Here is a 26370-nt window from a genome sequence, read left to right as displayed (position 1 = left end):
CAATGCGTGTGCGGTTTGCATCCATCCGACGAAAGAAACGGCGCCGCAACGTTTATTCATCGAAGCACCCGCACCCATTGCAATAGAAATAATCAAAACTATGAGCTTACCTTCGTCTTTCGCTCAGCCAGCTTAGCTTGCACGATCAGCCTATGGGTCGGATTGACCAAGGGATCGCAGGTAATGAGGGTCAACCAGCTCTCCCCGTTCTTATCCTCTAATACGGAAACATCGGTCGGCTTGACGCGGAATGTCTTCTCAACGATATACTCCCATTCGCCGCCGTTCGTGGATATTTTGATCGCGTCGCCGGCTTTGAGCTCGTTTAACCGGTTGAACAGCCTGCCTTTCGTGCGCGCGCGATGAGCGGCAATGGCGGCGTTGCCCGGCTCGCCGAGCTTGGCGGTTTCCGTGAGATGGGCGGCCGCGAATCGCATGTTCTTGGCCGTGGCTCCTTCCAGCACGGGCAGCTTCAAATCGATTTTGTCGATGGCGATCACGGCCGCATCGTTATGATTCGGTTTCGGTGAATTCGCCGCCGATTCCCCTTCGCTCGATGCCGAAGGCGGTTCGGACTCCCGGTCCTCCGAACCATCCAGACCCAGCTCCAGCAGATGACTGAGCCGATCGTATTCGGATTGCAGCCGGTCTCCGCCTCCGTTTCCTTCCACCGACCGTTCGGCCTCCGTCAACAGCCGGTTTTGAACCCAATCGTCGTATTTCTCTCTAACATACGGATACAGAATCAGCGTAACGCCTGCGAATATGATCAGATAAGACAGCTTTTTCAATGGCATTTTCCTCCCGCTTTCCAACCCTCGTCATTCTCCGAACTCTTATTTTACCTGAAGAATCTCAACAAAACCTGAACATCCCGCTGCCCCTCTCTAGCTAATCTTCCACATCTCCCGAACTCATCGAGGTTGATTGCTCCAATCATGGAATAATTTGCTTCCCCTTCGGACAGACTGGATGGAAGAAGAAACCATGGCCGAATTTGGGCCTGCAGGAGGGGAAAACCCGATTTGAACGCAAAGCGTTTCCATCTGCCGCTTGTACTGGCCGCAGGAGTCATGATCGCCTCGCTCTCGGCTGCTCCCGCCGCCTTCGCGAAAGAGCCCGTTCCCGCCCAACCCGTTACGGACCTGGCTCCGAACGCTCGTTCCGCCATCTTGATGGACGCGGACAGCGGCACCGTCATTTACGAAAAAAACAGCCACGTCCCGCTTCCGCCCGCGAGCATCACGAAAATCATGACGATGCTGCTCGTGATGGAGGCCATCGACCAAGGCAGACTCAAGATGACCGACAAAGTCCAAACAAGCGAGTATGCGGCGTCAATGGGCGGGTCGCAAATCTTCCTGGAAGCCGGCGAAGTCATGACGGTGGAAGACATGCTCAAAGGCGTCGCTCTCGCGTCCGGGAACGACGCTTCCGTCGCGCTCGCGGAGAAGCTGGCGGGGAGCGAGGCCGAATTCGTCCGCATGATGAACGACAGGGCCAAGGAACTCGGGATGACCGATACGAAGTTCGCGAATTGCAACGGTTTGCCCGCCTCCGGCCATGAATCCTCGGCGCATGATATCGCGATCATGTCCCGGGAGCTGCTGAAATACGAGAAAATCACGAAATTCACGGGGCTGTACCAGGACTATTTGCGCAAGGACAGCGAGAAGCCGTTCTGGCTCGTGAACACGAACAAGCTGGTTCGCTTCTACCATGGGGCTGACGGGCTCAAAACCGGCTTCACCAGCGAAGCCAAATTCTGCCTGTCCGCCACGGCGCGCCGGGACAACCTTCGCCTGATCGCCGTCGTCATGGGAGAACCGAACACGAAAACGCGCAACGCGGAAGTGACGCACCTGTTCGATTACGCATTCGCGCAATACACGAACGTGCCGATTTACAAGAAAGGGGATCCGATCGGCACGCTCACGGTCGAGAAAGGCGTCAAAGCCGAAGTGCCGCTTGTCGCCAAGCATTCTTACAGCGTCCTGCTGAAGAAAGGGGATGCCGGGCAAGGCATCCGCCACGAGCTGGTGCTGAATTCCTCCGTGAAAGCTCCGGTCCGGACCGGACAAACGGTCGGCAAGCTGATCGTCTACCGCGGCGACCAAGTGCTGAAGGAGTTTCCGGTGGAATCGCCGCTTTCGGTCGACCGGGCGGGTTGGTGGACGCTGTTCAAGCGGTCGGCGGGTCATTTGTTCCTGTCCAAATGACGGGAAGAAGGGCGGAAGGACGGTGATCGCGTCGCCGCCCTTTTGCCGTATTCTGTCGGGTCGAGGGGTGTCTTTTCTAGTTTTGTCGGGGGGCAGGAAAGGCACTAGGGGTCGTAGAAATGGACAGTTAAGCTTTCACGGGGGAGGTAGACCGGCATGAGTTTGCAAGTCGAGCTCGAACAGCACCGCAACGTGCTGATCGTTCGTCTGAAAGGGGAATTGGACCACCACACCGCGGACATCGTCCGTTTCAAAATGGAGGATGCGATCCTGAGAGGCCGGTGCGAGCACGTCGTACTCAGTTTGAAAGAGTTGCAGTTCATGGACAGCTCCGGGCTGGGCGTCATTCTGGGCCGTTACAAGCTCGTGAAAAGCCGCGGCGGCAAAATGGTCGTGTGCGACGCCCAAGCGAGCGTAAAACGGTTGTTCGAGTTGTCGGGGCTTTTCAAAATTTTGTCGCTGCACGAGTCCGAACGTTCGGCGCTCGCCAGTCTGGAGGTCGTATCATGAGCGGTCGCAATTTCATGAAACTGACGTTCGCAGCACGGTCCGAAAACGAGGGATTCGCGCGGGTGGCCATCGCGGCGTTCGTGTCGCAGCTGGATCCGACGCTCGAGGAGCTCGACGAAATCAAAACCGTCGTATCCGAAGCGGTGACCAATGCGATCATTCACGGTTACGACAATCAGCCAGACGGGATCGTTACATTGGAAGCCGTCATTAGCGGGGATACGTTCGAGCTGTCGGTCAGCGACGAGGGGAACGGGATCGAGGATTTGGAGCTGGCCCGCCAGCCGCTGTTCACCTCCCGTCCCGAGCTGGAGCGCTCCGGCATGGGCTTCACGATCATGGAGAATTTCATGGACGAATTCGATGCGGTAAGCAGCCCCGGAGGCGGCACCCGCTTGACGATGAAGAAACGGATCGAATCCAAAAAAGCGTTGTTCAATTAACCGCGCGGCAGGGGTTGGAGGCATGGAATGGGAATTTAAGCGTTCATCGTCGCCGCCGGCATATCTGGATGACACGGAGGTCAAACGCCTCATCGCGCTCAGCCAAGCCGGCGATACGACTGCTCGCGACACGCTCGTGAACAGCAATATCCGGCTCGTCTGGTCCGTCGTGCAGCGGTTCTCGAACCGCGGTTACGACAGCGACGACCTGTTTCAGATCGGCTGCATCGGGTTGCTGAAATCCGTGGATAAGTTCGATCTCTCGTACGACGTCAAATTTTCCACCTATGCGGTTCCGATGATCATCGGGGAGATTCAGAGATTCCTGCGCGACGACGGAACCCTGAAGGTCAGCCGTTCGCTCAAGGAGATGGCCAACCGGGTCCGCAAGGTGAAGGACGAGCTCGCAAAACGGCTGGGACGCGCGGCGACCGTCGGCGAAATCGCCGAGGAGCTCGGCGTCACGGCAGAGGAAATCGTCTTCGCCCAAGAGGCGAACAAACCGCCGGCGTCCATCCACGAAACCGTGTTCGAAAACGACGGGGACCCCATCACGCTGATGGATCAAATCGCCGACGATTCGCAGGAGCGATGGTTCGACAAGCTGGCGCTGACCGAGGCGATCCAATCGCTTACCGAGCGGGAGCGGCTGATCGTGTTCCTGCGCTACTTCCGCGACCAGACGCAGTCGGAGGTCGCCAGCAGGCTGGGCATCTCGCAGGTGCAGGTCAGCCGGCTCGAGAAGAAGATCCTGCAGAATATCAAGGACCAGATTGCGCAGTAGCAGGAACGTAGAGGAAACAGCGGACTAACGCAACAAACGCAACAAACGAAACAAACCAACAAACGCAAACAACGCAACAAACGCACAAACGCACAAACGCACAAACGCACCAAACGCAACAAACACAGAGGAAACAGCGGACAAACGCAACAAACGCAACAAACGCAACAAACGCAACAAACGCAACAAACGCAACAAACGCAACAAACGCACAAACAAAACGCATCAGACGCAACAAACGCATCAATGCAACAAACGCACAAACGCACAATCGCACCAAACGCATCAGACGCACCAAACGCATCAATGCAACAAACGCAACAAACGCAACAAACGCAACAAACGCACCAAACGCACCAAACGCACCAAACGCACCAAACGCACCAAACGCACCAAACGCACCAAACGCACCAAACGCACCAAAAAACGCAACAAACGCAACAAACGCACCAAGCGCACCAAACGCACCAAACGCAACAAACGCACAAACGCACCAAACGCACCAAACACACCAAACGCACCAGCTGTAGACAAATTGCTTCTTTTCTGTTAACGTATAGCCAAAATCAAATGCAGCGTAAAGCATACGCCGTTTGCCCGACCCGGGCAGGCGGCGTTTTTGCTTTTTCGGCACCCGGAGGCGATATTGATGAAGTTTGAAGATGAGTTTGATCGTTTATTGGAGGAACAGATCCGTACGGCGGAGGGACAGAGGCTGGATATGTTGCGTAAGGACAAGACCGGCGAGAAAAAGCTGTTTTGCGAAGCGCTCAGGCCGGTGTTGCACTCTCTCGAAGGGATCGTATTGAAGTATGAAGTAGTTAGCAACACAGGTGTGAGGATTTATTATGATAGCCTTTTCCGCTGGGCGGTGGAGTGTCTTGGGTTCGTACCGCATGCGCAGAATATTACACGAGATCGATTTGATTTCGAGCTGGTAAGAATCTGCACGGCAGGAACTCGCGGCATTACATACATGCCATTTAGCTGGGACCAGTTGGACAAGAAACCAGAATATTGTCGTCGTACCCTTTATGAGCTGATCGGCAGACAAACGGTCCTACCGGGCAATGCATATCGGGATTTAACGATCTACGAGCGGGAAACGATTCGGTATGCATTATATCTGAATCGAACTTTTAAGCTAAACGATGTGCAAGAGTGCACCCAGCGTAAAGAAGATGCATGCCGGCAAATCCTTCGGGGCATGTTGCAAAAAGGATTGATTAAGTCAGTCGGGCGGGGAGCGAGCCGTCTTCATGATTTCGCGCTTGAGCCCAAAGCCACACACTACGTTCTTTAATGGTGAGCCCCGCAGTAGCCAGGAAAACCCGGGCTACAGCACCTGGAATCGCCCTCCAGACGGCTGTAACCCGGAAAAACCCGGCTACAATGCCGGAACCCGCTCGCGAGACCACTGTAACCCGGAAAAACCCGGCTACAACGCCGGAACCTGCTCGCGAGAACGCTGTAACCCGGAAAAACCCGGCTACAACGCCGGAGCCCGCTCGCGAGAACACCGTAACCCGGAAAAACCCGCTAACAACGCCGGAACCCGCTCGCCAGACCGCTGTAACCCGGAAAAACCCGGCTAGAGCACCTCAAACCGCTCGCGAGACCGCTGTAACCCGGAAAAACCCGGCTAGAGCACCTAAAACCGCCCACCAGACCGCTGTAACCCGGAAAAACCCGGCTACAACGCCGGAACCTGCTCGCGAGAACGCTGTAACCCGGAAAAACCCGGCTAGAGCACCTAAAAGCGCCCTCCAGACGGCTGTAACCCGCAAAAACCCGGCTACAACGCCGGAACCTGCTCGCGAGAACGCTGTAGCCCGGAAAAACCCGGCTAGAGCACCTCAAACCGCCCACCAGACCGCTGTAACCCGGAAGAACCCGGCTACAGCACCTCAAACCGCACGTCTGACCTCTGTAACCCGGATAAACCCGGCTGCAGCTGTGTATCCGGTTCAGCATACCGGAAAATCCGACTATCCCCTGCGATACTTAACCATACTAACCGGAAAGGCCATCCGGGGGAGGGTGCGCATGGAAAAGTCGTCCGTCGTCTACGTCAGGATGCGGCGCCGCATCGTCGTGCCGCCGGATTCCGTCATCACGCTCGGCCAGGTGGCGCGGCTCGTCACGGAATCCGGACATGAGCAGCAGCTCCGGCGCATGCCGCTGCACCGGGTTCGGCCGGAGGACGGGAGCATGCTGGTCATCGACATGCTGCAGGTCGTCAAAGCCGTTCGCGAGGCGCTGCCCGGCATGACGGTCGAAACGTTCGGCGAACCGCACGTGCTGATCGAGGTCGCGCCCGCCTCGGAAGGCAAGCCTCGGCTCATCCTGCTCTCGCTGGCTTGGCTGATGCTTTTTTTCGGCTCGGGCATGGCGCTGATGAATTTCCATGCCGACGTCAACATGCCTGCCGTTCAACGCAGGATCACGGAATTGATCGTCGGCCGGCAGGAGCGCCATCCCTGGCTGTTCCAAATCCCGTATTCGCTTGGGGTAGGGCTCGGCATGCTGCTGTTCTTCAACCGACTGCTTCGCAAACGCAGGAGCGATGAGCCGAATCCGTTGGAAGTGGAAATGTTCATGTATCAGGAAAACGTGAACCATTACATCATCACGGAGGAGTACCGCAAAAAGCACGATGAAGAGGAGGCGCGCGATCGAGGTGGTTGAGTGGTTGACCGGAACGCTGCTCGCGGTCATTGGACTGGCCGGCGGGTTTGCCGTCGGAAGCGCGTTTGTGGCGCTCCTGATCGTGCTGGATCTCATTCCCCGGCTTGTCCAGCTGACGAAGGCCTACCTGCGTTCCGGCGTTTTCGAGTCCGCGATTCTGGGCGGCGCGTTGTACTGGTGCTGCGCGGACCAGTTCGGCTGGATCCTGGGATGGCCCGACGGATTTCTTCTCATTCCTGCCGTGTTCCACGGGGTATTCGTCGGGATGTTCGCCGCCGCCCTGACGGAGGTGCTGAACGTACTGCCGATTCTGTCGAAAAAGCTCCGTCTGAAGCCTTATTTATTCTCTCTCCTGATGGCGATGGTGTTGGGCAAAGTGGCCGGATCTTTGATCGATTGGCTGTGGTTTCAATTATGAAAAGAGAGAGTTTGACTCCGTCAAACTCCCGATTAGAGGAGGTACGAACGTGGAACCGACTGTTCATGGAAGCATGGAGCTCCCCGTCGGCATGGATTGGCCGCTGGAAGACCGGACGGAAGACCAAGCGAAAGACCATACGGATGGCAAGGAGAAACCGAATCGGGGAGGCGGCCAGGAGGACATCGCCAGGAAATCCGGCCGCGAGAAGGACGCAAGCCGGGGGCCGTCCGATGACCGTATCCCCGCGGATTTGGATAGCTGGAAAGAAAAGCTGAAGAGCGAAGTCGGTTTCGAGAAAAGCTTCGAGGTCCAGGTTCGGGAGATGCCGTTCGGTGAGCGCCGCATCGCGTTCTTGTTCCTCAGCGTATTCATCAAGGACGCGACGATGAACGAAGTGCTGAAGCGTCTGTCCCACCTGGATGCGTCGACGCTCAGCCACGAAGCGCTCGAGGCGTATTTGACCCAATACGTGCCGGCGATGCAGATCAAGAAATCGGATTCTTTCAAAGAGATGACGGATCAGGTCATGATGGGCAATACTGCGTTCTATATCGACGGTCAAGCCGCCGTCCTGCTCATCGACGCCAAACAGTATCCGGCGCGGAACCCCGAGCAGCCGGTGTTGGAGAAGGTCGTCCGCGGGAGCAGGGACGGGTTCACCGAGACGCTGCTCATGAATATCGGACTCGTCCGGAGGCGCCTTCGCGACCGCCATGCCCGGTTCGAAATTCTGAAGGTCGGCTTGAGGAGCCAAACGGACGTCTGCATCGGCTACATCGAAGACATCGCCGACCCGAAACTGGTGGAGTCGGTCCGGGACAAGATCAAGAAAGTCCAAGTCGACGGCCTTCCCCTCGCGGACAAGCAACTCGAGGAAATGACGGTTCACAAGGGCTGGAGCCCTTTTCCGCTCGTGCGCTACACCGAACGCCCCGACGTCGTGGCCGCCCAAATGCTGGATGGTTCGGTCGTCTTGTTTACGGACACCTCTCCGAGCGCCATGATGCTGCCGACTACGCTGTTCGATTTGGTGCAGCACGCGGAAGAAAGCCGGCAAAACCCTTTCATGGGTACCTATTTGCGATGGGTGCGATATATTGGTATTGTCGCCTCCATGTTCATGATGCCGCTATGGTTCCTATACGCGCAAAATCAGTCCGTGCGTCCCGACTGGCTATGGTTCGTCGGCGCCGAAAAGACGGGGGATTTGCCGCTCATCATCCAATTCCTGATCGCCGAAATCGGAGTTGACCTGATGCGGCTTGCCGCGGTCCATACGCCGGCTCCCCTCGTCACCGCGATGACCCTGCTGTCCGCCATCTTGATTGGCGACATCGCCGTCAAAACGGGGCTTTTCATCAATGAGGTCATTCTGTACATGGCGGTATCCGCCATTGGCATGTTCGCCACGCCAAGCTACGAGCTGGGGCTTGCCAACCGGATCGTCCGTCTCGGATTGCTCGTCGCCGTGTATTTCTTCAAAATGCCGGGATTCGTCATCGGTACGACGCTTCTGTTTCTGTTCCTGGCGCTGGAGAGATCGTTCAATTCCCCCTATCTATGGCCGCTTATCCCCTTCAATGGTTCCGCGTTGCTCTCGATTCTCGTTCGAAAGCCAATGCCGGCAAACAAAACCCGTCCGTCCCTCAACCGTACCAAGCAAAGCCGAAAGCAGCCGACATAACCTGGCGTGGACGAGTGCAAATGATCCGGCAAATTCTCCATTTTCTGCGCGTCTCTTTTCCGTTATACTCAGGGTAAATTGTGCAAATGCCGGATAGGTCGACAATCGATCCCGTCCGAATCCAGTGTAAAGGGGAAAAGACGATGTTTTTGCATGGAACGAGCCGAATCAACGCACAGGGACATCTGGAAATCGGAGGATGCGATGTTACCGGTCTGGCGAAGGAATTCGGGACCCCGCTCTATATCGTGGACGAAGCGTTGGTGCGCCAGCGCGCCCGCGAATTCATGGACGCCTTCCGGAAAACCGGACTTCGTTTTCAGGTGGCCTACGCTTCCAAAGCTTTTTGCGTGATGGCCATGTGCCGCCTCGCGGAAGAAGAGGGAATGAGCCTGGACGTCGTGTCCGACGGGGAGCTGCACACCGCGCTGCAGGCGGGTTTCCCGGCCGATCGCATCCATTTTCACGGCAACAACAAAACGCCGGAGGAAATCCAGATGGCGCTTGACGCCCATATCGGCTGCTTCGTCGTGGACAATTTCGTCGAGCTGCAGCTGTTGAACGCGCTCGCCGGGGACAAGGGCAAACGCGTGAACGTGCTGCTCCGCATCACGCCGGGCGTCGAAGCGCATACGCACGAGTACATTTCCACCGGCCAGCAAGATTCGAAATTCGGTTTCGATCTGGGCAACGGAGCGGCATTCCGCGCCGTCCGACAAGCGATCGCTTTGCCGAACTTGAAGCTGCTCGGGGTCCATTCCCATATCGGCTCGCAAATTTTCGAGGTCGAAGGTTTCCGGATGGCCGTCGAGAAAGTGGCGGCGTTCGCCATCGAAGTGCGCGCCAAACTCGGCGAAACGTTCTCGGTCATCAATTTGGGCGGCGGCTTCGGCATCCGCTATGTGGAGGGCGATACGCCGCTTCCGGTCAGCCAGTACGTGCAGGCGATCTCCGACGCGATCATCTCCAGCTGCACGGCGGCGGACTTCCCGCTTCCGGAAATCTGGATCGAGCCGGGCCGCAGCATGGTAGGCGACGCCGGAACGACGCTGTACACGGTCGGGACAAGCAAGGATATTCCCGGCGTTCGCAAATATCTCGCGGTCGACGGCGGCATGACCGACAATCCGCGTCCGGCCTTGTACGAATCCAAATACGAAGCCATTCTCGCCAACCGGGCGAACGAAGCGCCGACCGAGCTCGTGTCCATCGCGGGCAAAGCATGCGAAAGCGGCGACATGCTGATCTGGGACCTGAAGCTGCCGGAATCGCAACCCGGGGATTTGCTCGCGGTCTTCTGCACGGGCGCCTACAACTATGCCATGGCGAGCAACTACAACCGGATCCGCCGCCCGGCGGTCGTGTTCGTGAAGGATGGCCGGGCCGACCTGGTCGTGGCCCGCGAATCGCATGAGGATATCACCCGGAACGACCTCATTCCGGAACGTTTGCGCAAGCAGGCCGTTTCGCGTTAAAATGCATAAGTAAAGAACAAGCGGGCCTCGGGCCCGCTTTTCCTTGATCCGGGATGCCCCATCCCGCCCATTACGGAAAGGAAGTGCCGCTCATGAGCAAACAAGCGACCATCAAAATGGAAAACGGCCAGGAAATCAAACTGGAGCTGTTCGACCAAGACGCTCCCAACACGGTAGCCAACTTCGAGAAGCTGGCCAATTCGGGCTTCTACGACGGCGTCGTGTTCCACCGGGTCATCCCGGGCTTCGTCGCGCAAGGCGGATGCCCGGAAGGAACCGGCCGCGGCGGCCCCGGCTACGAAATCGACTGCGAAATCAACCCGAACAAGCATGAGCGCGGCAGCCTCGCCATGGCCCATCGCGGGCCTAACACGGGCGGCAGCCAGTTCTACATCTGCTACGCTCCCCAGCCGCATCTGGACGGCGTGCACACCGTTTTCGGCAAAGTCGTCTCCGGCATGGAACACGTAGACGAATTCCGCGGGCGCGACAAAATGGAATCGATCCGCGTCAGCTAAGCTATGCCGCCATGCATCAAAAACGCCTGAAACCCGGCTCCCCATGCCGGTTTCAGGCGTTTTTGCTCTCGTTCGTAACGGCTGTTTCCACTACATGCCGCAAGAGCCCTCGTATCCGTCGGTCTTCTTCATCTCCTCGTTCCGCTCCGGCAGCTCGTCGTCCCCCGGCATTTTCGCCACGAGCTTTACTTTCGGTTTCGGACCGTTCCCGTGTTGTGAAGCATCTTGTTGCTCAAGGCTATCGTTCATGGGCATCCGCCTTTCTTGAATATCCTCTCCCGTATCGTGCGCTTACACCCGGCTTCGTATGCGCCAGGATCAGCCTCGGCGTGAGTGTCCCTTACCGCCGGTATCCCGGTGTCAGCTGATAAGGCGGAAACGATTCGTGAACCTCCCATGACTCAACAATGCGCCGGGCGGTTGGAAAGTCATACCCTCTCCCCATCAAATAGGTGATGGCGGAGACTTCAAGCATGGCGTGCGTGACGGATGTGTACTGCATTTCCCACAACCCGTAACGGACCACCGGCGAAACGGTGCCGAGCACATGGTTTCTCAAAGCCGTATCGTGCAATTTTCCTTCTCCTCTCCTGCGGTTAGGTAGGATCACCACATGATACTCGCCCGGGGAAAGCAAGGAACCGGCCAATCGCCTATTGCCGAAAACGAGTCCGGACATCCGTTCGTGTTTGAGGATGTAGATCAGAGGACCTATTTGTTCTATCAGGGCAACGACGATCGCGGAGGGAGCTGGTATTTGTCCAAGGCGGAGGTGAAGAGGGAGCGAGGCGAACCTTACGTGGTATAGCCGAGAAAAGGCGGCAGCGGAAAAGCGGTCTTGCAATTTTCAAGCCCCGGTGGTAAACTTTCACTCAATCAGCTTACCTTCGGGGCGGGGTGCAATTCCCCACCGGCGGTGATCGGCCAAGCGTACGGGAGCACGCAGCGACCCGCGCGGCCGTTAGTCCGTGACCCGGCATTTCCTGAGCGCAACCGCGCAGGGATGACGGTGGACCCGGTGCGAATCCGGGACCGACAGTGACAGTCTGGATGGGAGAAGGAAGCGCAGCGCGGCCAACCGCGCTCTGATGCCATACCGTTAGGCGTCCTTTCACATGCGTGATTGAGGAATTGTTTGTTCCTTTTTTCACAAATGTAGCTTGGATGCTTTCCTTCGACATGCCTGTGGTTTCATGCACGCAAAAGGCGTATTTCGGGAACCGGTTTGGGATCGGACGCGGATCTACGGTCTATTTGATGCTGTGTTTCAGCCCCCGGCAAGCGGCCGGGGGCTTTCTTGGTTTAACCGGGGGATTCGTTCAGTGCTCGAATCAACCTCCGAAAGGGAAGGAGAGAGGAAACTTCATGGAGTTGCTGAATGACGAGTTCTACATGCGGCTGGCGCTTGAGCTGGCGGAAGGAGTCGCCGGCCAGACGGGCATCAATCCCGCCGTCGGGTGCGTCGTGGTCAAGAACGGCCGGATCGTCGGCATGGGAGCCCACCTCCGCCGGGGCGAAGGGCATGCGGAAGTCCATGCTCTGAACATGGCGGGCGCGGAAGCGGAAGGAGCGACGGCGTACGTGACGCTGGAGCCGTGCAGCCATCACGGCCGAACGCCGCCCTGCTGCGAACGTCTGATCGCGGAGAAGGTGTCCCGCGTGGTGGTCGCCATGACCGATCCGAATCCGGCGGTGGCGGGCCGCGGCATTCAGCGGCTTCGGGACCGCGGCGTGGAGACGGCGGTCGGCGTGTTGGAAGGGCGCGCGAAAGCGTTGAACGAAGCCTTCGTCAAGTATATCGTTTCCGGTCTTCCGTTCGTCACGCTGAAGACGGCCGTGACGCTGGACGGCCGGATCGCGACGAAAACCGGCCACAGCCGGTGGATCACCGGCCCGGAAGCCCGCCAAGCCGTGCATACGCTGCGCCATCGCCACCAGGCGATCATGGTGGGCAAGGCTACGGTAATAGCGGATGACCCGGAGCTGACGACGAGGCTGAGCGTTCCCGCCTTGAATCCGGTTCGCATCCTCGTCGACTCCTCGCTGGACCTGCCGGAAACGCTTCGCGTGTTCGGCGGCGAAGCGCCGACTTGGATTCTGACGACCGAGCGCGCCAGCGCGGAATCGGAGAAACGGCTGCGCGACAAGGGAGCCGAGATCATCCGGTGCGGAGACGGCGAACGGGTCAACCTGGTCTACGCCATGCAAGAGCTCGGACGCCGGGAGATCGGATCGATACTCCTGGAAGGAGGCGGAGCGCTGAACGGCGCGATGCTGCAAGCCGGATTGGTCGACAAGGTCATGCTGTTCTACGCGCCGAAGATCGTCGGGGCCTCCGGGGCCGTATCCGCCTTCGCGTTCGCGGGTCCGAACCGGATGTCGGACGCGCTCCAGCTGCGCCGGGTTTCCGTCGAACACTACGGAGATGACTGGTGCGTCACCGGGTACCCGGAATATACACCCGTCCATGACGAAGAAGGGGAGTGAGCCGATGTTCACGGGACTCATCGAAGAAATCGGCTCGCTGCGTTCCGTACAGCGGCAAGGCGAAGCGATGGTGTTGACCATCGCGGCAAGCGAAATCCTGGCTGACGTGAAGCTTGGCGACAGCATCTCCGTGAACGGCGTCTGCCTGACGGTGATCTCGTTCGACCGCGCTTCCTTCTCCGTCGACGTCATGCCGGAGACGTACCGACATACGAACCTGCGCGAGCTTCAGCCCGGCAGCCCCGTCAATCTGGAGCGCGCGATGATGGCCGGCGGGCGTTACGGCGGCCATATCGTGCAGGGCCACGTGGACGGAACGGGAGCGATCCGGAGCCGCAAACCCGAGGCGAACGCGGTCGTCTTCACCGTCGAGCCTCATGGGGAACATCTGCTGCGGACGGTCGTGCCGCAAGGCTCGATCACGCTCGACGGAATCAGCCTTACGGTCGTCGACGTGGATCGCGGCGCGGGAACGCTTGCGGTCTCCATCATTCCGCATACGCTCAAGCAGACCGCTCTGCAGCACAAACGAGCCGGGGACACGGTCAACATCGAGAACGACATTTTGGGCAAATACGTCGACCATCTGCTCAGCTTGCGGGAACGCACTACGAACAACAGAAGGTCCGGCTTATCGGAAGCGATGCTCCGCGAGAACGGGTTCTTGGACTGACGACGAAGGGGGTATGCAAGATGGACAATAAGTCGTTCGATCCGATCGAAGAAGCGATTTACGATTTGATGATGGGCAAGGTCGTCGTCGTCGTCGACGACGAAGACCGGGAGAACGAGGGAGACCTGGTGGCGCTGGCCGAGAAGGCGACGCCGGACGTCATCAATTTCATGATCAAGGAAGCCCGGGGACTCGTCTGCGTTCCGATCGAGCAGGAGCGCGCCGAAGCGCTGGACCTTCCCCCGATGGTGTCGCACAACACGGACTACCACGGCACGGCATTCACCGTCTCGGTAGACCATGTTTCCACGACGACCGGAATCTCCGCCAAGGAACGCTCGGATACGGTCAAAGCGCTGATCGACCCCTCGGCGAGGCCTTCGGACTTCCGAAGACCCGGCCATATCTTCCCGCTCATCGCCAAGAAGGGCGGCGTCTTGCGCCGGGCTGGCCATACGGAAGCGGCGGTCGATCTCGCCCGGATGTGCGGATCCACTCCCGCCGCAGTCATCTGCGAGGTGATCAAGGAGGACGGCACGATGGCCCGCCTGCCCGACCTGATCGAATTCAAGCGGCATCACGGCCTTAAGCTGATCACGATCCAGGACCTGATCCGCTATCGCAACGAGAAGGAGAAGCTCGTGAGCCGCGAGGTCGAAGTACGGATGCCGACCGATCACGGCGTATTCCGGGCCATCGCCTACACGAACGTCGTCGACTCCAAAGAGCATGTCGCGCTGGTCAAAGGCACCATCGACAGCAGCCAGCCGATTCTCGTGCGCGTTCATTCCGAATGCCTGACAGGAGACGTATTCCACTCGCACCGGTGCGATTGCGGTCCCCAGCTCGACGCGGCCTTGCGTCAGATCGAGGAAGAGGGCTGCGGCGTGCTGCTGTACATGCGCCAAGAAGGACGCGGGATCGGCCTGATCAATAAATTGCGGGCTTATGAGCTGCAGGAGCAGGGATTGGACACCGTCGAGGCGAATGTTAAATTGGGCTTTGCCCCCGATCTGAGGGATTACGGAATCGGCGCCCAGATCCTGAAGGACATCGGGGTGCGCAAAATCCGGCTGATGACGAACAATCCCCGGAAAATCAAAGGGCTCGACGGGTACGGCCTGCAGGTCGTCGAACGCGTCCCGCTCCAGATCCAGGAGAACGTGGACAACACCCGCTACTTGCATACGAAGAAAGCGAAGCTCGGCCATATCCTGTCGTTTCCGGACGAGGCCGGAGCGGCGGATGCCTTGGACAATATCGAGCAAAACGAACAACCGAACCTGACGACAAAGAGAGGATGAAGGCAAATGAGCATCATTCATGAAGGACATTTGGTCTCAAAAGGATTAAGATATGGTATCGTAGTAGGGAGATTCAACGAATTCATTACGTCTAAGCTGCTCTCCGGCGCCTTGGACGCGCTGAAGCGGCACGGCGCGGAAGAGGGCGAAGTGGAGATCGCCTACGTGCCGGGCGCGTTCGAAATCCCGTTTATCGCCCAGAAAATGGCGGAAAGCGGCAAATTCGACGCGGTCATCACGCTCGGGGCGGTCATCCGGGGATCGACCCCGCATTTTGACTACGTGTGCAACGAAGCGGCCAAAGGCGTCGCCGCCGTCGCGCTGAAAACGGGCGTGCCGACGATATTCGGCGTACTGACGACCGACAGCATCGAGCAAGCCGTCGAGCGCGCCGGGACGAAAGCCGGCAACAAAGGCTGGGAGGCGGCAGCTTCCGCGATCGAGATGGCGAATTTGACGCGCGCCCTGAAGGGCTGAATCGTTTCCGCAGGCAGACCGCCGCGGAAGTTTCGAAAGGATGAGACGCCGGCGTGACGGTGCTGTATAAGCTGGAGACGTTCGAAGGTCCGCTGGACCTGCTTCTCCATTTGATCGACAAAGCGGAAATCGATATCCAGGATATTTCCATCAGCGAAATCACCGACCAATACATCGAATATCTGGACGCCATGCAGGAGCTCGAACTCGATATCACGAGCGAGTTCCTCGTCATGGCCGCGACGCTCCTGTCGATGAAGAGCCGTCTCCTTCTGCCGAAACCTCCGGTGACGGAAGAGCCTTGGATTACCGCGGAAGACGACGCGGATCTCGATCCTCGCGAAGAACTGATCCGCAAGCTGATCGAATACCGCAAATACAAATCGATCGCGGGCCAGCTCCGCGACAAGGAGTGGGAGCGCAGCCAGGTGTTCACGCGGGAGGCCGCGGACCTGTCGGCGTTCCAGCCGGACAAGCTTTCGAACCCGGTCGAAGGCTTGCATGTCGACGACTTGATCCAGGCGTTCCGCCGCGCCATGAGGAGAATGGCGGGCCGCAACCGGGTGACCGCGATCCGGCGGGACGAAATTTCCGTCAAGGACCGCATGGGCGATATCATTCTGACGATCAAGACCCGTCCGGAAGGGAGAATGCTGTTCTCCCAGATGATCGGAGACACGATGGACCGGCAGGAAATCGTCGTCACGTTCCTGGCGCTGCTTGAACTCATGAGGAAAGGATGGGTATCCTGCCACCAGAACCGTCTGTTTGACGAGATCGTGGTGTCGTGGACCGGAAAGGAGGGCGAAGATGGACTATTCGACATTGAAATCGGTACTTGAAGGGCTGCTGTTCGTTTCCGGGGAAGAAGGGCTGAACGCCAAAACGATGGCGGAAGTCGTGGAAATGGATCCCGAGGTCGTGCATGACGTGCTTCGCGACCTGCAGCAGGATTTCGTGCGCGATGGGCGAGGACTCCGGATCGCCGAAGTGGCGGGCGGGTTCCGGCTCACGACGGTGACGGAGCATGCGCCTTACTTCGAGAAGCTGGCCTACTCGCCGTCCCGGTCCTCCTTGTCCCAGGCGGCGCTGGAAACGTTGTCCATCATCGCGTACCGGCAGCCGATCACCCGCATCGAGATCGAGGAAATCCGCGGGGTTAAAGCCGACCGCGCCATCCATACGCTCGTGGCGAAAGATTTGATCGAGGAAGTCGGGCGAGCCGACGCGTTAGGGCGTCCGATCCTGTACGGCACGACCAAGGCGTTTCTCGACTATTTCGGCTTGTCCAGTCTGGACCAGCTTCCGGATCCGGTCGCATCGGAAGACGACGACGAACTCGAGGAACGGACGAAAATGCTGTTCGAACGGATTGAAGGACGCCAGCTTTCCCTGGAAGACGTGCAGAGGGAACTGGAAGCGCCCTGAAAACATGCCAAAGGAATGAAGCTTAGCCATCAGGCCATACTATCCCGAGGAAAGGCGGGGAAGGTATGGCCTTTTGGTTATGGATCGGGTTGGCCGCATTGGCCGTGTTGGTCGCTTTGACGCTGCTGTTGGCCTTTTCCCGCATCAGGATCCGGATCCGCTATTCCCGCAGCGGGGAATCGGATCAGCTGACCGTCATCGTCCGGGCGTTGTACGGGGCTTACCGTTACCGGGCGATCGTCCCTTCGATCATGTTCCTCGGAGCGAACATACTCTTCGATAAGAAGTCGCTCGAAAGAGTCGTGGGGCGGCCCCGCATGTCGATGAGCAAATGGCGGGTCGCGGCAGACGTTCTGAAGCTATGGCGGGAGATCAGCCCTTGGCTGCGGGACATGATACGTAACGTGAACTGTACCCGGTTTCGCTTCGATTTCCGCGTCGGAACCGGGGAAGCGTCGTCTACGGCTATTTTGAGCGGTCTGCTGTGGTCGGTGTACGGGTGGGCGATCGGGATCGTCGGGCAATGGGTTAACCTGAAAACGAAGCCTTACGGCGCTATCGAACCCGTGTATCATGCCGAAGAGTTCAGCATGGTTTGGGAAGCGGACTTCGAGGTTCGGGCGGGCGCATTCGCCATGTCCGTGCTTCACCTCGGATTCCGGCACCCCGGCTTGCGGCAATCCTGGCGGAAATGGCGCGGCTGGCTGCGGGGGCCGCAATCGGCATGAGCCGTCATTCAGAATTTGCGGTTCATAAAAAAAGCCAAGTTGGCGAATGCTAATGCTTGCATGTTGGAGAAAGCAAGAACCACGGACACCAAGGAGGAAAAACGATGTCCATGCATCCGATTAACGGTCTTATGCAAACGGCCATGGAAAATATCAAAGACATGGTCGATGTCAACACGATCGTAGGCGAACCGGTTCAAACGCCGGACGGCAGCGTCATCATCCCGATCAGCCGGGTCGGCTTCGGCTTCGCCGCGGGCGGTTCCGAATTTACGACGGATGACCCGAACGGCAAGAAAGTCGCCGGACCGAACCACAACCAGAACGGGGCGAACGCCCACAACGCGCAGGTACAGCTGCCCTTCGGCGGCGGCAGCGGCGGAGGCGTGTCCATTACGCCGATCGCGTTTCTCGTCGTCGGCTCCGAAGGGGTCAAAGTCGTGCCCCTGGACAACCAGACGCATATTCTGGAGAGGCTCATCGAATCGGCTCCGCAATGGGTGGAGAAGGTCAAGAACATGTTCCAGGGGACGAATGCGCAGCATACGGCCATGACCGAAGGCCATGCCGGAACCGTTCCGATCGAGTCCAAACCGACCGGCCGCGAACCCTTGAATTGAACCGAGCAGCAGCCGGCCTACGGGCCGGTCTTTTTTACGTGAATCAGAACCTTTATCTCTCGCGATACGTGACCGAATCACCCCGGTAAAACGTCTATCCGTCCGAAAAGACGGCGTAGCGGGCTTGCTTGGATTCGGCGGTTCATGCCGGGATCCCCGCTTCGATGTTCTCATACTTGGGGACATGCCGGCATAGGATTGAAGATAGGATAATGGCTTCGAGGCCGAGGAGGAACTCCAGTTGAAAACAGCCGGTCACCGAAACTTGCCCCTAAGGGCGGCCGTCTTGGCTGCGGTCGCCGTTCTCTTTCACGTTCCCGCTCTTGCGGCAGCAGGGACCCACATGGACGCCCCTCCGGCACCGGGGAATCATGCCAAGGCGGCCGCCTTGATCGACGTGACGTCCGGTCGGATCCTGTTCTCCCAACGAGGGGACGAGCCCATGAAAATCGCCAGCCTGACCAAGATCATGACGGCCATCGTCGCGATCGAGCATGGCCATCTCGATGACAAAGTGACCGTGAGCACGCGTGCGGCAGGCAAGGAGGGGTCGTCGCTCTACCTCAAGGCGGGCGAGAAAATGACGCTCCGAAACTTGCTGTACGGGCTCATGCTCCGATCGGGCAACGACGCCGCCGTGGCCATCGCCGAACACGTGGGCGGCTCCCTCGAAGGTTTCGTTTTCCTGATGAACCACAAAGCCGAGGAACTGGGGCTTGCGCAGAGCCATTTCGCCAACCCCCACGGGCTTGATCAGCCCGGCCACTATATGTCGGCCAACGATTTGGCCAGACTGTCGGCTTATTGCCTCCGGAACCCCGAATTCAGGGACATCGTGAGAACCCGCGTCAAATCGGCCCCCAACCCCCATGAAGACTGGGACTACAAATGGGTGAACAAAAATAAAATGCTGACGATGTACGACGGGGCCGACGGGGTGAAGACCGGCTACACCAAGCAGGCGCTGCGCACGCTCGTCAGCTCCGCCACGCGATCGGGCCAGCAGCTCGCCGCGGTCACGCTGAATGACGGCAACGATTGGGCGGACCACCGGGCGCTGCTCGATTACGGATTCAAGTTTTTTCCGCTGAAGGAAGTCGTGAAGCAAGGGCAGCCGGTCGACGGCTCTCCTTTCGCCGCGGCCGCTCCGTTCCTTTATCCGTTCGCGCCGGGCGAGCGGGAGAAGCTAAGCTCCAAGCTCGTCCTGTCCGACCCGTCGTCTCTGGAATTCGTTTTCGGGCAGCTGGGGCGGCTCGTGTTCCTGTTGGACGGGAAAGTCATCGGGAGCGTTCCGGTCGTCGATCTCCCGAGGAAGGCGGAAACCGGGAATCCGTGAGTTTGAGCGGGGAGAGTTTGAGCGGGGAGAGTTGGAGCGGGGAGAGTTTGACTCTGTCAAACTCCCGATTACACGTCAAACTCCCGATTACACGTCAAACTCCCGATTACACGTCAAACTCCCGATTAGAGGAGGGGAAGCCGATGGTGAACTGGATCTGGCTCGGCATGATCGTGGTCAGCGTCTTCGTCGGAGCCGCGAACGGCAGGCTGAACGAAGTGGCCGAAGCGGCGTTCGGAGGCGCCCAGACGGGCGTGACCGTCTGCCTGGGCCTCATCAGCATTCTCGTATTCTGGATGGGGCTCATGAAGATCGCCGAGAACGCCGGCCTGGTCCGCCTTTTGTCCCGGCTTATGGCCCCGATCGTCCGCCGGATGTTCCCGGACGTCCCACCCGATCATCCCGCCATGGGGTACATCCTGTCCAACATGAGCGCCAACCTGCTCGGGCTCGGGAATGCAGCCACCCCGATGGGAATTCGGGCGATGCAGGAGCTTCAGAAGCTGAACCGCCAGCCCGGAGTGGCGACGCCGGCCATGTGCACGCTGCTGGCGCTCAACACCGCGAGCATTACGCTCGTGCCGACGACGATGATCGCCATCCGGATGAACTTCGGAGCGATTCATCCGGCCGACATCGTAGCCCCGACCCTCCTGGCCACGGCCGTTTCGACGGGGGCGGCGCTGCTGGCGGACCGGTGGTACCGGCACCGCAGCGGACCGCCCCGCGCGGCGGGCAAACGGATCGGGAACGGCCCCGCAGCCTCGTCCCCATCCGCCCCGGCATCGTTGGGCGGGGGAGGCTGACCCTATGGCGGATTGGATTGCGCGTGTTTCCGCTTGGACGATTCCGATGTTGATCGCGTTTATCCCGCTGTATGCGGCTTTGCGTAAAGTCCCCGTTTACGAAACGTTCATCGACGGGGCAAAGGACGGCTTCCAAACCGCGATCGCGATCATTCCCCACTTGGTCGGGATGATGACCGCGATCGGCATGTTCCGCGCTTCCGGCGCCTTGGACGCGATCATCGGCGTCGTCCGGCCGTTGCTGGAAGCGATCGGCGTGCCGAGCCAGGTGTTGCCGTTGGCGCTGCTTCGGCCGATTACGGGAGCGGGCTCGCTTGCCTTCGTCACCGACCTGATCAAGACGGAGGGGCCGGACACGTTCGCGGCCAAAGTCGCGGCGACGATCCAAGGCAGCACGGATACGACGCTGTACGTGCTCACCGTGTATTTCGGCGCCGTCGGCATCCGCAACGCGCGTTACGCGCTCAAGGTCGGCTTGTTCTCGGACTTCGTCGGTTTCTTCGCGGCGGTGGCGGCATGCTGGCTGTTGTTCGGGATGGGGTGAGAGGTGATCGACCGGAATTGCATGCAACACGCAGACGACGGCGGGGTCAACCGGAGGATTTCCGGGGGGGCCTTTTTTTGTTTGGGGAATCCCCGGAGGTTGCCGACATTTTCCGAAAATCAGGCGTTATGATATGATGGGCTAGAGGTGAGCGTTCGACGTGGAACGACTGCAGAAAATATTGGCGAACGCCGGAGTGGCGTCGCGCCGCAAGTGCGAGGAATTGATCAAGGAAGGGCGCGTCACCGTGAACGACGCCGTCGTGACCGAGCTCGGCGCGAAAGCGGATCCGTACGCCGACGTCATCGCCGTGAACGGCCGGCCGATCAAGCAAGAGAAGAAGCTGTATTTGCTCTTCAACAAACCGAAGGGCGTCATCACGACGATGACCGACCCGAAGGGAAGGTCCACCGTCCGCGATTATTTGAAGGACGTCAAGGAACGGGTATATCCCGTCGGACGGCTCGATTACGACTCGGAAGGGTTGCTGCTCCTTACGAACGACGGCGAACTGGCGCATAAGCTTACCCATCCGAAGCACCACGTGCCGAAAACGTACCATGCGACGGTCGAGCGCGTCCCCCACGGGAACGACCTGGAGAAGCTGAAGCGGGGAATCAAGCTGGAGGACGGCATGACGGCCCCGGCGCAAGCAGAGTATCACGACGTCGATCCGGACGGCAAATTCGCGACGATCTCGATCACGATCCATGAGGGGCGCAACCGTCAGGTGAGACGGATGTTCGATGCCATCCGCCACCCGGTCACCCGGCTGAAGCGGGTGTCGTTCGGAGGCATCACGCTGGGCGGGCTGCAGCGGGGCAAATACCGGCGCCTGACCGCCGAGGAGGTCCAGAAACTGCGGGACGCCGCGGACGGAATCGTCGAGGCGGAGGAAGACGGGCCGCTTGATGCGGACACATAATGTTCAAAACCGGAGGTCGGGCCCCATTGCCCTTGACCCCGGTATTTTCGTTATAATGAAGGTATTGAAATGACGGTGGTGAATGCTCCATGAAGAAACATCGGAAAACGATCCAATATATCGTGCTGGCCTTCGTTCTCCTCATCGGAGGATACGCGGTCGGCAACTCGCTGTTTGCCTCGTCACCGGTGCTGAAGGCCGGCGACAAGCCGCCGGCGTTCAAGCTGGCGGATACGGCGGGGAATGTGCACGATTCCTCGGAATACCGGGGCAAACCGGTCATCATCAATTTTTGGGGCACGTTCTGTCCTCCCTGCCGTGACGAAATGCCCGCTCTGCAGAACGTATACGACAAATGGAAGGACAAAGGCGTGCAGCTCATCGGCATCAACCTGAGCGAAGACAAGCTCACCGCGGAGAGCTTCGCCCGGCAAGTCGGCGCCGAGTTCCCGATCCTTCTCGACCGGAATCGCCAGACGGAGAAGAAATTCGGCCTGAAGCAATATCCGACCACCTTCTTCGTTCGCGCGGACGGCACGATCGAAGAGATCCTGATCGGAGGGCCCCTCACCGAAGAGCAGATCGAAGGGCACATCGAGAAGATCATGAACGCCAAGTAGGGAGGCAAGGCCTTTGTTTTCGAATACGAAATGCGAATGCGGTCACCAGAACCATGTGGGGACCGTATTGTGCGAATCCTGCGGCAAACCGCTGACCGAGACCGGAGCGGACGATTTCGCGCCGCTCGAGATGAGATACGACGGCGTGGCCAGGCGCTCGCAGAAGGAGAACCCCGACCTGATCGACCGGGTTTGGAACTTCTTCTCCTCGGTCAAGATCGCCGTATGGCTGATCGTGCTTACGCTCGTCGCCGCGTCGGTGGGCACGCTCTATCCGCAGGAGAATGTGTTCCGGGAAACGCTGACGTACGAGGAACTGAGCCAATACTATCGGGAAAACTACGGCAAGGCGGGCGAGGTTTATCACGCGCTTGGGCTGACCCACGTATACTCGTCCTGGTGGTTCGTCACCTTGCTGGTCATGATCGGCACTTCGCTCGTCATTTGCAGCTTGGATCGGGTGCTCCCCCTGTACCGAGCCTTGTCGAAGCAGCAGATTCGCAAACACCTTCAGTTCATCACGAGACAGCAAGTCGTATATGCGGGGCCGGCGCCTGAGGACCGCGACGCTTGGCTGGAGCGGTTCGGCGAGCAGTTGAAAAAAAGACGGTACAAAGTGTGGCGGGACGGCGACGCGCTCATGGCGGAGAAAAACCGGTTCAGCCGCTGGGGTCCCTATATCAATCATATCGGTCTCATCATCTTCTTGCTGGCCGTATTAGGGCGCGGCGTACCAGCCTGGAACATGGACCAATACATGTACCTGGACGACGGGGAAACCGAGCAGATCCCGGGCACGAACTATTATGTCAAGAACGAGAAGTTCACCGTCGAGTTCTACAAAGACTCGGAGCTGCCGGAGTCCCTGAAAGGCACGCTGCGGCCGAAGCTGTTCAATACGGAAGCGACGTTGTACGAATGCACGGAGTCCTGCGACGACCCAACCAAGGAACCCGTGCTCCGCGCCGTCGAAACCCATAATATCCAGGTGAACCACCCCTTGTCCTATCACGGGTTGAAGCTGTATCAAACGGACTACAGCGAGAATCAGCGCCTCATCTCCGTCTCCCCCGTGATCATTAACAAGAAGACCGGAGAGAAGTACGGGCCCTTCTATCTGCCGATGCGAAACCCCGCATTGACTTATGACGTAGGTCCCTATAACCTGACACTAAGAGACGTTTTTCTTGATTTCGGCATCGATGCTCAAGGCAGGCCGATGACGAAATCGAGGGATCCGAACGCGCCGGCCTTCGTCTTCCGCATCAAGGGACCGGACTTGCCGGAAACCGGGGAAACGTATATCTACTTCCCGAACCGGGTCGATAAAGTCAGGTTCAGCCAAGACCAGTTGAACAAATCGGTTGCGGACAAGCTGGACATCCGGGTCGATTCCATGGAGAACGTTTCTTTTTCCAATTATACGACAACCCTGAATGTCAGGGTGGATCGGGCCATGCCGTTCGTCTGGGTAGGCGCCTCCATTTTCATGATCGGCGTTATTATGGGCTTGTACTGGAATCATAGGCGCATTTGGCTGAGATTCGACGATGGGATTCTCTCTCTCGGCGCCCACACGAACAAGAACAACTACGGGTTGAGAACGGAAGTGGCGGCCGCCTTGAACAAAGCCGGACTGTCCGTGTCCGAGAAATCGCTCGACAACAGGAGGAAAACCGATTGAGCCAGCTGTTCCAAATCAGCCAAAGCGCCCTGATGGCCGCGCTGCTCATCTATAGCGCCTCGTTCGTCTTTTACATGATCGCGGTCGGAGGGAAGAAGTGGAGCAACCGCGAACCCGCCGCCCATAACCGCAAGTGGGGCTGGATCGCGTTCGGTTTCGCGGCGGCCGGCTTGGCGGCCCACGTGACGTTCTTCATCACGCGTTGGATCGCGGCCGGGCATATCCCGACCAGCAACATGTACGAATTCATGACGATGCTGGCGATGGCGATCATGCTCGCGTTCACCGTCATTTATCTGATCTACCGAAACACGCTGCTCGGAGCGTTCACGCTGCCGCTTACCGTTATAATTATCGCTTATGCGTCGGTATTCCCTTCCGAGATTCAGCCGCTCATTCCGTCCTTGAACTCCAACTGGCTGCGCGTCCACGTGACGACAGCCGCTCTCGGCGAAGCCTTCTTCGCCGTCGGATTCGCGGCGGCTCTCGTGCAGCTGCTGCGGGTCGTCGATTTCACCCGGACGGACAAAGCGGGTAAGAGGGCCAGACGTTGGGTGGAGGGATTCCTTCTCGTCATCCTGATCGTCATCGGCTTCCTCGTCTCCGTGTTCGCCTTCCGGGCGGCCGGTTACGAGGCCGAATTCCGGCAAGAGGTCGTCAAGATCGTGCAAGGCCAGGAGCAGGTGTCCGTCCGTACGGTCCAGTACGGACTTCCGCCGATCGTGAAGCCTCACAACAGCGAGGTCGTGAGGTTCGATCCCTTCCTGGGCATGGAGAAACCGCTGTTCACGGAACCGTCCTGGATGCAGGGCGTGAATTCCGGCCGGAAGCTGAACACGATCGTCTGGTCCATACTCTCCGGCGCCATCCTGTATCTCGCGCTTCGGTTGATCGCGCGCAAGCAGCTCGGGGCGGTGATTCATCCCCGGCTTCTGGACATCGATCCCGAGGATCTGGACGAAATCAGCTATCGGTCCATCGCCATCGGATATCCGATTTTCACGCTTGGCGGTCTGATTTTCGCCATGATCTGGGCCCAAGTCGCCTGGTCCCGCTTCTGGGGCTGGGATCCGAAGGAAGTATGGGCGCTCATTACATGGCTGTTCTACACCGTTTACCTGCATCTCCGGCTATCCCGCGGCTGGCTGGGCGCGAAGTCCGCTTGGCTGGCGGTCATCGGTTTCCTGGTCGTTCTGTTTACGCTGATCGGCGTCAACCTCGTGATCGCCGGCCTGCATTCGTACGCCGGGGTTTCCTAATCGAAGAGGAGGAGTTGAATCGTATGAGCCAAGGCAACCGCATATTGGTCGTCGACGACGAAGAACGCATTCGCAGGCTGCTCCGCATGTATTTGGAAAAGGAAGGCTATTCCATCGAAGAGGCCGAGGACGGGGAAACCGCCCTTCGCAAGGCGCTGCAGGAGGACTTCGACCTGATCGTGCTCGATCTCATGCTGCCCGGCATCGACGGCGTGGAGGTCTGCACCCGCCTCAGGCAGCAGAAGGCGACCCCGGTGCTGATGCTGACCGCCAAGGGCGAGGAAGTGAACCGCGTGCAAGGCTTCGAGGTCGGCGCCGACGATTACGTCGTGAAGCCGTTCAGTCCGCGGGAGGTGATCTTCCGGATCAAGGCGATCCTGCGCCGGTCTTCGGCGACCGCTTTCCTGTCCAAGGATTTGAATACGAGCAACAACATCGTGTTCCCGCATCTGGTCATCGAGCACGACGCGCACCGCGTCACGGCCGGCGGCCAGGAAGTGAACCTTACGCCGAAGGAATACGAGCTGCTGCACTATTTGGCCAGCTCGCCGGACAAGGTGTTCTCCCGGGAAGAGCTGCTCAAGGACGTCTGGAACTACGATTTCTTCGGGGACCTGCGCACGGTCGATACCCACGTGAAACGGCTTCGGGAGAAGCTGAACCGGGTGTCCGCGGAAGCGGCTTCGATGATCACCACCGTATGGGGCGTCGGGTACAAGCTGGAGGCGGCGAAATAA

At 58.8% G+C, this 26370-nt stretch carries 31 protein-coding genes and 1 riboswitch; of the genes, 27 read left to right on the top strand and 4 right to left on the bottom strand.

Annotated elements, in window-relative coordinates; all coding sequences use genetic code 11:
• Positions 1–98: 98 nt before the first annotated feature.
• Positions 99–797, bottom strand: a complete 699-nt coding sequence (locus tag GE107_RS11695) for a class D sortase (protein WP_219640114.1) — start codon at positions 795–797, stop codon at positions 99–101.
• A gap of 276 nt (positions 798–1073) precedes the next feature.
• Here GE107_RS11695 and GE107_RS11690 point away from each other — a divergent pair, with 276 nt between their 5' ends.
• The 4 genes from GE107_RS11690 (at position 1074) to sigF (ending at position 3956) form a co-directional block, all read left to right on the top strand.
• Positions 1074–2219 carry a D-alanyl-D-alanine carboxypeptidase family protein gene (locus GE107_RS11690; RefSeq protein ID WP_219640228.1) on the top strand — a complete coding sequence of 382 codons (1146 nt, stop codon included), beginning with the start codon at positions 1074–1076 and terminating at the stop codon, positions 2217–2219.
• Between the two features lie 156 nt (positions 2220–2375).
• On the top strand, positions 2376–2729 hold the full coding sequence (gene spoIIAA / locus GE107_RS11685) for an anti-sigma F factor antagonist (protein ID WP_219640112.1): 354 nt from the start codon (positions 2376–2378) through the stop codon (positions 2727–2729).
• Positions 2726–3172 carry an anti-sigma F factor gene (gene spoIIAB, locus GE107_RS11680; RefSeq protein ID WP_219640109.1) on the top strand — a complete coding sequence of 149 codons (447 nt, stop codon included), beginning with the start codon at positions 2726–2728 and terminating at the stop codon, positions 3170–3172. Before spoIIAA ends, spoIIAB begins: the two co-directional genes overlap by 4 nt.
• Positions 3173–3194: 22 nt before the next feature.
• Entirely contained in the window at positions 3195–3956 is a 762-nt protein-coding gene (gene sigF / locus GE107_RS11675; protein ID WP_219640107.1) for an RNA polymerase sporulation sigma factor SigF, read from the top strand.
• On the opposite strand, the gene GE107_RS11670 is transcribed toward sigF, so the two are convergent.
• The gene (locus GE107_RS11670) at positions 3934–4542 is read right to left on the bottom strand and encodes a hypothetical protein (RefSeq protein WP_219640105.1); all 609 of its coding nucleotides are present in this window, start codon (positions 4540–4542) and stop codon (positions 3934–3936) included. The genes sigF and GE107_RS11670 overlap by 23 nt on opposite strands.
• 63 nt (positions 4543–4605) lie before the next feature.
• Here GE107_RS11670 and GE107_RS11665 point away from each other — a divergent pair, with 63 nt between their 5' ends.
• The 6 genes from GE107_RS11665 (at position 4606) to GE107_RS11640 (ending at position 10742) form a co-directional block, all read left to right on the top strand.
• Positions 4606–5259: a hypothetical protein gene (locus GE107_RS11665; protein WP_219640103.1), complete on the top strand. Its 654-nt coding sequence runs from the start codon at positions 4606–4608 to the stop codon at positions 5257–5259.
• Between the two features lie 743 nt (positions 5260–6002).
• A complete protein-coding gene (locus tag GE107_RS11660; protein WP_219640101.1) occupies positions 6003–6644 on the top strand; it encodes a stage V sporulation protein AA in 642 nt (213 codons plus the stop codon).
• The gene (locus tag GE107_RS11655; protein ID WP_219640099.1) at positions 6613–7062 is read left to right on the top strand and encodes a stage V sporulation protein AB; all 450 of its coding nucleotides are present in this window, start codon (positions 6613–6615) and stop codon (positions 7060–7062) included. Before GE107_RS11660 ends, GE107_RS11655 begins: the two co-directional genes overlap by 32 nt.
• 49 nt (positions 7063–7111) lie before the next feature.
• Positions 7112–8749 (top strand): spore germination protein, encoded by a 1638-nt coding sequence (locus GE107_RS11650; RefSeq protein ID WP_370636362.1) that lies wholly within the window; start codon positions 7112–7114, stop codon positions 8747–8749.
• Positions 8750–8892: 143 nt separating this feature from the next.
• Positions 8893–10224 (top strand): diaminopimelate decarboxylase, encoded by a 1332-nt coding sequence (gene lysA, locus GE107_RS11645; protein ID WP_219640096.1) that lies wholly within the window; start codon positions 8893–8895, stop codon positions 10222–10224.
• 92 nt (positions 10225–10316) lie between these two features.
• Positions 10317–10742 carry a peptidylprolyl isomerase gene (locus GE107_RS11640; protein ID WP_219640094.1) on the top strand — a complete coding sequence of 142 codons (426 nt, stop codon included), beginning with the start codon at positions 10317–10319 and terminating at the stop codon, positions 10740–10742.
• 90 nt (positions 10743–10832) lie between these two features.
• Here GE107_RS11640 and GE107_RS11635 read toward each other — a convergent pair whose 3' ends face one another.
• Both GE107_RS11635 and GE107_RS11630 read right to left on the bottom strand, forming a co-directional pair.
• Complete coding sequence (locus tag GE107_RS11635) at positions 10833–10991, bottom strand: hypothetical protein (RefSeq protein ID WP_219640092.1); 159 nt, start codon at positions 10989–10991, stop codon at positions 10833–10835.
• A gap of 91 nt (positions 10992–11082) precedes the next feature.
• Positions 11083–11316 carry a hypothetical protein gene (locus tag GE107_RS11630; RefSeq protein WP_219640090.1) on the bottom strand — a complete coding sequence of 78 codons (234 nt, stop codon included), beginning with the start codon at positions 11314–11316 and terminating at the stop codon, positions 11083–11085.
• 39 nt (positions 11317–11355) lie between these two features.
• Between GE107_RS11630 and GE107_RS11625 the strand changes: the two genes are divergently transcribed.
• From GE107_RS11625 to GE107_RS11545, 17 genes are all read left to right on the top strand, one after another.
• On the top strand, positions 11356–11550 hold the full coding sequence (locus GE107_RS11625; protein ID WP_219640089.1) for a hypothetical protein: 195 nt from the start codon (positions 11356–11358) through the stop codon (positions 11548–11550).
• A gap of 71 nt (positions 11551–11621) precedes the next feature.
• Positions 11622–11808, top strand: a riboswitch (FMN riboswitch).
• A 299-nt stretch (positions 11809–12107) separates the two neighbouring features.
• The gene (gene ribD / locus GE107_RS11620) at positions 12108–13229 is read left to right on the top strand and encodes a bifunctional diaminohydroxyphosphoribosylaminopyrimidine deaminase/5-amino-6-(5-phosphoribosylamino)uracil reductase RibD (RefSeq protein ID WP_219640088.1); all 1122 of its coding nucleotides are present in this window, start codon (positions 12108–12110) and stop codon (positions 13227–13229) included.
• Positions 13230–13233: 4 nt separating this feature from the next.
• On the top strand, positions 13234–13902 hold the full coding sequence (locus GE107_RS11615) for a riboflavin synthase (protein ID WP_219640087.1): 669 nt from the start codon (positions 13234–13236) through the stop codon (positions 13900–13902).
• A 20-nt stretch (positions 13903–13922) separates the two neighbouring features.
• Entirely contained in the window at positions 13923–15206 is a 1284-nt protein-coding gene (locus GE107_RS11610) for a bifunctional 3,4-dihydroxy-2-butanone-4-phosphate synthase/GTP cyclohydrolase II (RefSeq protein ID WP_219640085.1), read from the top strand.
• A gap of 6 nt (positions 15207–15212) precedes the next feature.
• The gene (ribH, locus tag GE107_RS11605) at positions 15213–15683 is read left to right on the top strand and encodes a 6,7-dimethyl-8-ribityllumazine synthase (protein WP_219640084.1); all 471 of its coding nucleotides are present in this window, start codon (positions 15213–15215) and stop codon (positions 15681–15683) included.
• A 53-nt stretch (positions 15684–15736) separates the two neighbouring features.
• Positions 15737–16525 carry a segregation and condensation protein A gene (locus tag GE107_RS11600; protein ID WP_219640083.1) on the top strand — a complete coding sequence of 263 codons (789 nt, stop codon included), beginning with the start codon at positions 15737–15739 and terminating at the stop codon, positions 16523–16525.
• The gene (gene scpB, locus GE107_RS11595) at positions 16494–17111 is read left to right on the top strand and encodes an SMC-Scp complex subunit ScpB (protein WP_219640081.1); all 618 of its coding nucleotides are present in this window, start codon (positions 16494–16496) and stop codon (positions 17109–17111) included. Before GE107_RS11600 ends, scpB begins: the two co-directional genes overlap by 32 nt.
• A 65-nt stretch (positions 17112–17176) precedes the next feature.
• Positions 17177–17839: a DUF2953 domain-containing protein gene (locus GE107_RS11590; protein WP_219640079.1), complete on the top strand. Its 663-nt coding sequence runs from the start codon at positions 17177–17179 to the stop codon at positions 17837–17839.
• A gap of 104 nt (positions 17840–17943) precedes the next feature.
• Complete coding sequence (ytfJ, locus tag GE107_RS11585; RefSeq protein ID WP_219640078.1) at positions 17944–18459, top strand: GerW family sporulation protein; 516 nt, start codon at positions 17944–17946, stop codon at positions 18457–18459.
• 241 nt (positions 18460–18700) lie between these two features.
• Positions 18701–19795 carry a D-alanyl-D-alanine carboxypeptidase family protein gene (locus GE107_RS11580; protein WP_255570407.1) on the top strand — a complete coding sequence of 365 codons (1095 nt, stop codon included), beginning with the start codon at positions 18701–18703 and terminating at the stop codon, positions 19793–19795.
• A 143-nt stretch (positions 19796–19938) separates the two neighbouring features.
• Complete coding sequence (locus GE107_RS11575) at positions 19939–20601, top strand: nucleoside recognition domain-containing protein (protein ID WP_219640075.1); 663 nt, start codon at positions 19939–19941, stop codon at positions 20599–20601.
• Positions 20602–20605: 4 nt separating this feature from the next.
• Positions 20606–21145: a spore maturation protein gene (locus GE107_RS11570; RefSeq protein ID WP_219640073.1), complete on the top strand. Its 540-nt coding sequence runs from the start codon at positions 20606–20608 to the stop codon at positions 21143–21145.
• Positions 21146–21305: 160 nt separating this feature from the next.
• Positions 21306–22070, top strand: a complete 765-nt coding sequence (locus GE107_RS11565) for a pseudouridine synthase (protein WP_219640071.1) — start codon at positions 21306–21308, stop codon at positions 22068–22070.
• Positions 22071–22159: 89 nt separating this feature from the next.
• Positions 22160–22690: a redoxin domain-containing protein gene (locus tag GE107_RS11560; protein ID WP_219640069.1), complete on the top strand. Its 531-nt coding sequence runs from the start codon at positions 22160–22162 to the stop codon at positions 22688–22690.
• A gap of 13 nt (positions 22691–22703) precedes the next feature.
• Positions 22704–24374, top strand: coding sequence for a cytochrome c biogenesis protein ResB (gene resB / locus GE107_RS11555; RefSeq protein WP_219640067.1), 1671 nt, complete (start codon positions 22704–22706; stop codon positions 24372–24374).
• A 32-nt stretch (positions 24375–24406) separates the two neighbouring features.
• A complete protein-coding gene (gene ccsA / locus GE107_RS11550) occupies positions 24407–25633 on the top strand; it encodes a cytochrome c biogenesis protein CcsA (RefSeq protein WP_219640225.1) in 1227 nt (408 codons plus the stop codon).
• A 23-nt stretch (positions 25634–25656) separates the two neighbouring features.
• A complete protein-coding gene (locus GE107_RS11545) occupies positions 25657–26370 on the top strand; it encodes a response regulator transcription factor (RefSeq protein WP_219640065.1) in 714 nt (237 codons plus the stop codon).

The sequence above is a fragment of the Cohnella sp. CFH 77786 genome, from assembly GCF_019400745.1.
Classification (GTDB): Bacteria; Bacillota; Bacilli; order Paenibacillales; family Paenibacillaceae; genus Cohnella.
This window is presented reverse-complemented; position numbering and strand designations above follow the sequence as displayed.

What these genes read in the sequence shown, in the direction of transcription:
- GE107_RS11695 (WP_219640114.1), bottom strand. Translation starts at nt 797, where the DNA reads ATGCCATTGAAAAAGCTGTCTTATCTGATCATATTCGCAGGCGTTACG.
- GE107_RS11690 (WP_219640228.1), top strand. Translation starts at nt 1,074, where the DNA reads ATGATCGCCTCGCTCTCGGCTGCTCCCGCCGCCTTCGCGAAAGAGCCC.
- spoIIAA (WP_219640112.1), top strand. Translation starts at nt 2,376, where the DNA reads ATGAGTTTGCAAGTCGAGCTCGAACAGCACCGCAACGTGCTGATCGTT.
- spoIIAB (WP_219640109.1), top strand. Translation starts at nt 2,726, where the DNA reads ATGAGCGGTCGCAATTTCATGAAACTGACGTTCGCAGCACGGTCCGAA.
- sigF (WP_219640107.1), top strand. Translation starts at nt 3,195, where the DNA reads ATGGAATGGGAATTTAAGCGTTCATCGTCGCCGCCGGCATATCTGGAT.
- GE107_RS11670 (WP_219640105.1), bottom strand. Translation starts at nt 4,542, where the DNA reads ATGCTTTACGCTGCATTTGATTTTGGCTATACGTTAACAGAAAAGAAG.
- GE107_RS11665 (WP_219640103.1), top strand. Translation starts at nt 4,606, where the DNA reads ATGAAGTTTGAAGATGAGTTTGATCGTTTATTGGAGGAACAGATCCGT.
- GE107_RS11660 (WP_219640101.1), top strand. Translation starts at nt 6,003, where the DNA reads ATGGAAAAGTCGTCCGTCGTCTACGTCAGGATGCGGCGCCGCATCGTC.
- GE107_RS11655 (WP_219640099.1), top strand. Translation starts at nt 6,613, where the DNA reads ATGAAGAGGAGGCGCGCGATCGAGGTGGTTGAGTGGTTGACCGGAACG.
- lysA (WP_219640096.1), top strand. Translation starts at nt 8,893, where the DNA reads ATGTTTTTGCATGGAACGAGCCGAATCAACGCACAGGGACATCTGGAA.
- GE107_RS11640 (WP_219640094.1), top strand. Translation starts at nt 10,317, where the DNA reads ATGAGCAAACAAGCGACCATCAAAATGGAAAACGGCCAGGAAATCAAA.
- GE107_RS11635 (WP_219640092.1), bottom strand. Translation starts at nt 10,991, where the DNA reads ATGAACGATAGCCTTGAGCAACAAGATGCTTCACAACACGGGAACGGT.
- GE107_RS11625 (WP_219640089.1), top strand. Translation starts at nt 11,356, where the DNA reads ATGATACTCGCCCGGGGAAAGCAAGGAACCGGCCAATCGCCTATTGCC.
- ribD (WP_219640088.1), top strand. Translation starts at nt 12,108, where the DNA reads ATGGAGTTGCTGAATGACGAGTTCTACATGCGGCTGGCGCTTGAGCTG.
- GE107_RS11615 (WP_219640087.1), top strand. Translation starts at nt 13,234, where the DNA reads ATGTTCACGGGACTCATCGAAGAAATCGGCTCGCTGCGTTCCGTACAG.
- GE107_RS11610 (WP_219640085.1), top strand. Translation starts at nt 13,923, where the DNA reads ATGGACAATAAGTCGTTCGATCCGATCGAAGAAGCGATTTACGATTTG.
- ribH (WP_219640084.1), top strand. Translation starts at nt 15,213, where the DNA reads ATGAGCATCATTCATGAAGGACATTTGGTCTCAAAAGGATTAAGATAT.
- scpB (WP_219640081.1), top strand. Translation starts at nt 16,494, where the DNA reads ATGGACTATTCGACATTGAAATCGGTACTTGAAGGGCTGCTGTTCGTT.
- GE107_RS11590 (WP_219640079.1), top strand. Translation starts at nt 17,177, where the DNA reads ATGGCCTTTTGGTTATGGATCGGGTTGGCCGCATTGGCCGTGTTGGTC.
- ytfJ (WP_219640078.1), top strand. Translation starts at nt 17,944, where the DNA reads ATGTCCATGCATCCGATTAACGGTCTTATGCAAACGGCCATGGAAAAT.
- GE107_RS11575 (WP_219640075.1), top strand. Translation starts at nt 19,939, where the DNA reads ATGGTGAACTGGATCTGGCTCGGCATGATCGTGGTCAGCGTCTTCGTC.
- GE107_RS11570 (WP_219640073.1), top strand. Translation starts at nt 20,606, where the DNA reads ATGGCGGATTGGATTGCGCGTGTTTCCGCTTGGACGATTCCGATGTTG.
- GE107_RS11560 (WP_219640069.1), top strand. Translation starts at nt 22,160, where the DNA reads ATGAAGAAACATCGGAAAACGATCCAATATATCGTGCTGGCCTTCGTT.
- ccsA (WP_219640225.1), top strand. Translation starts at nt 24,407, where the DNA reads ATGGCCGCGCTGCTCATCTATAGCGCCTCGTTCGTCTTTTACATGATC.
- GE107_RS11545 (WP_219640065.1), top strand. Translation starts at nt 25,657, where the DNA reads ATGAGCCAAGGCAACCGCATATTGGTCGTCGACGACGAAGAACGCATT.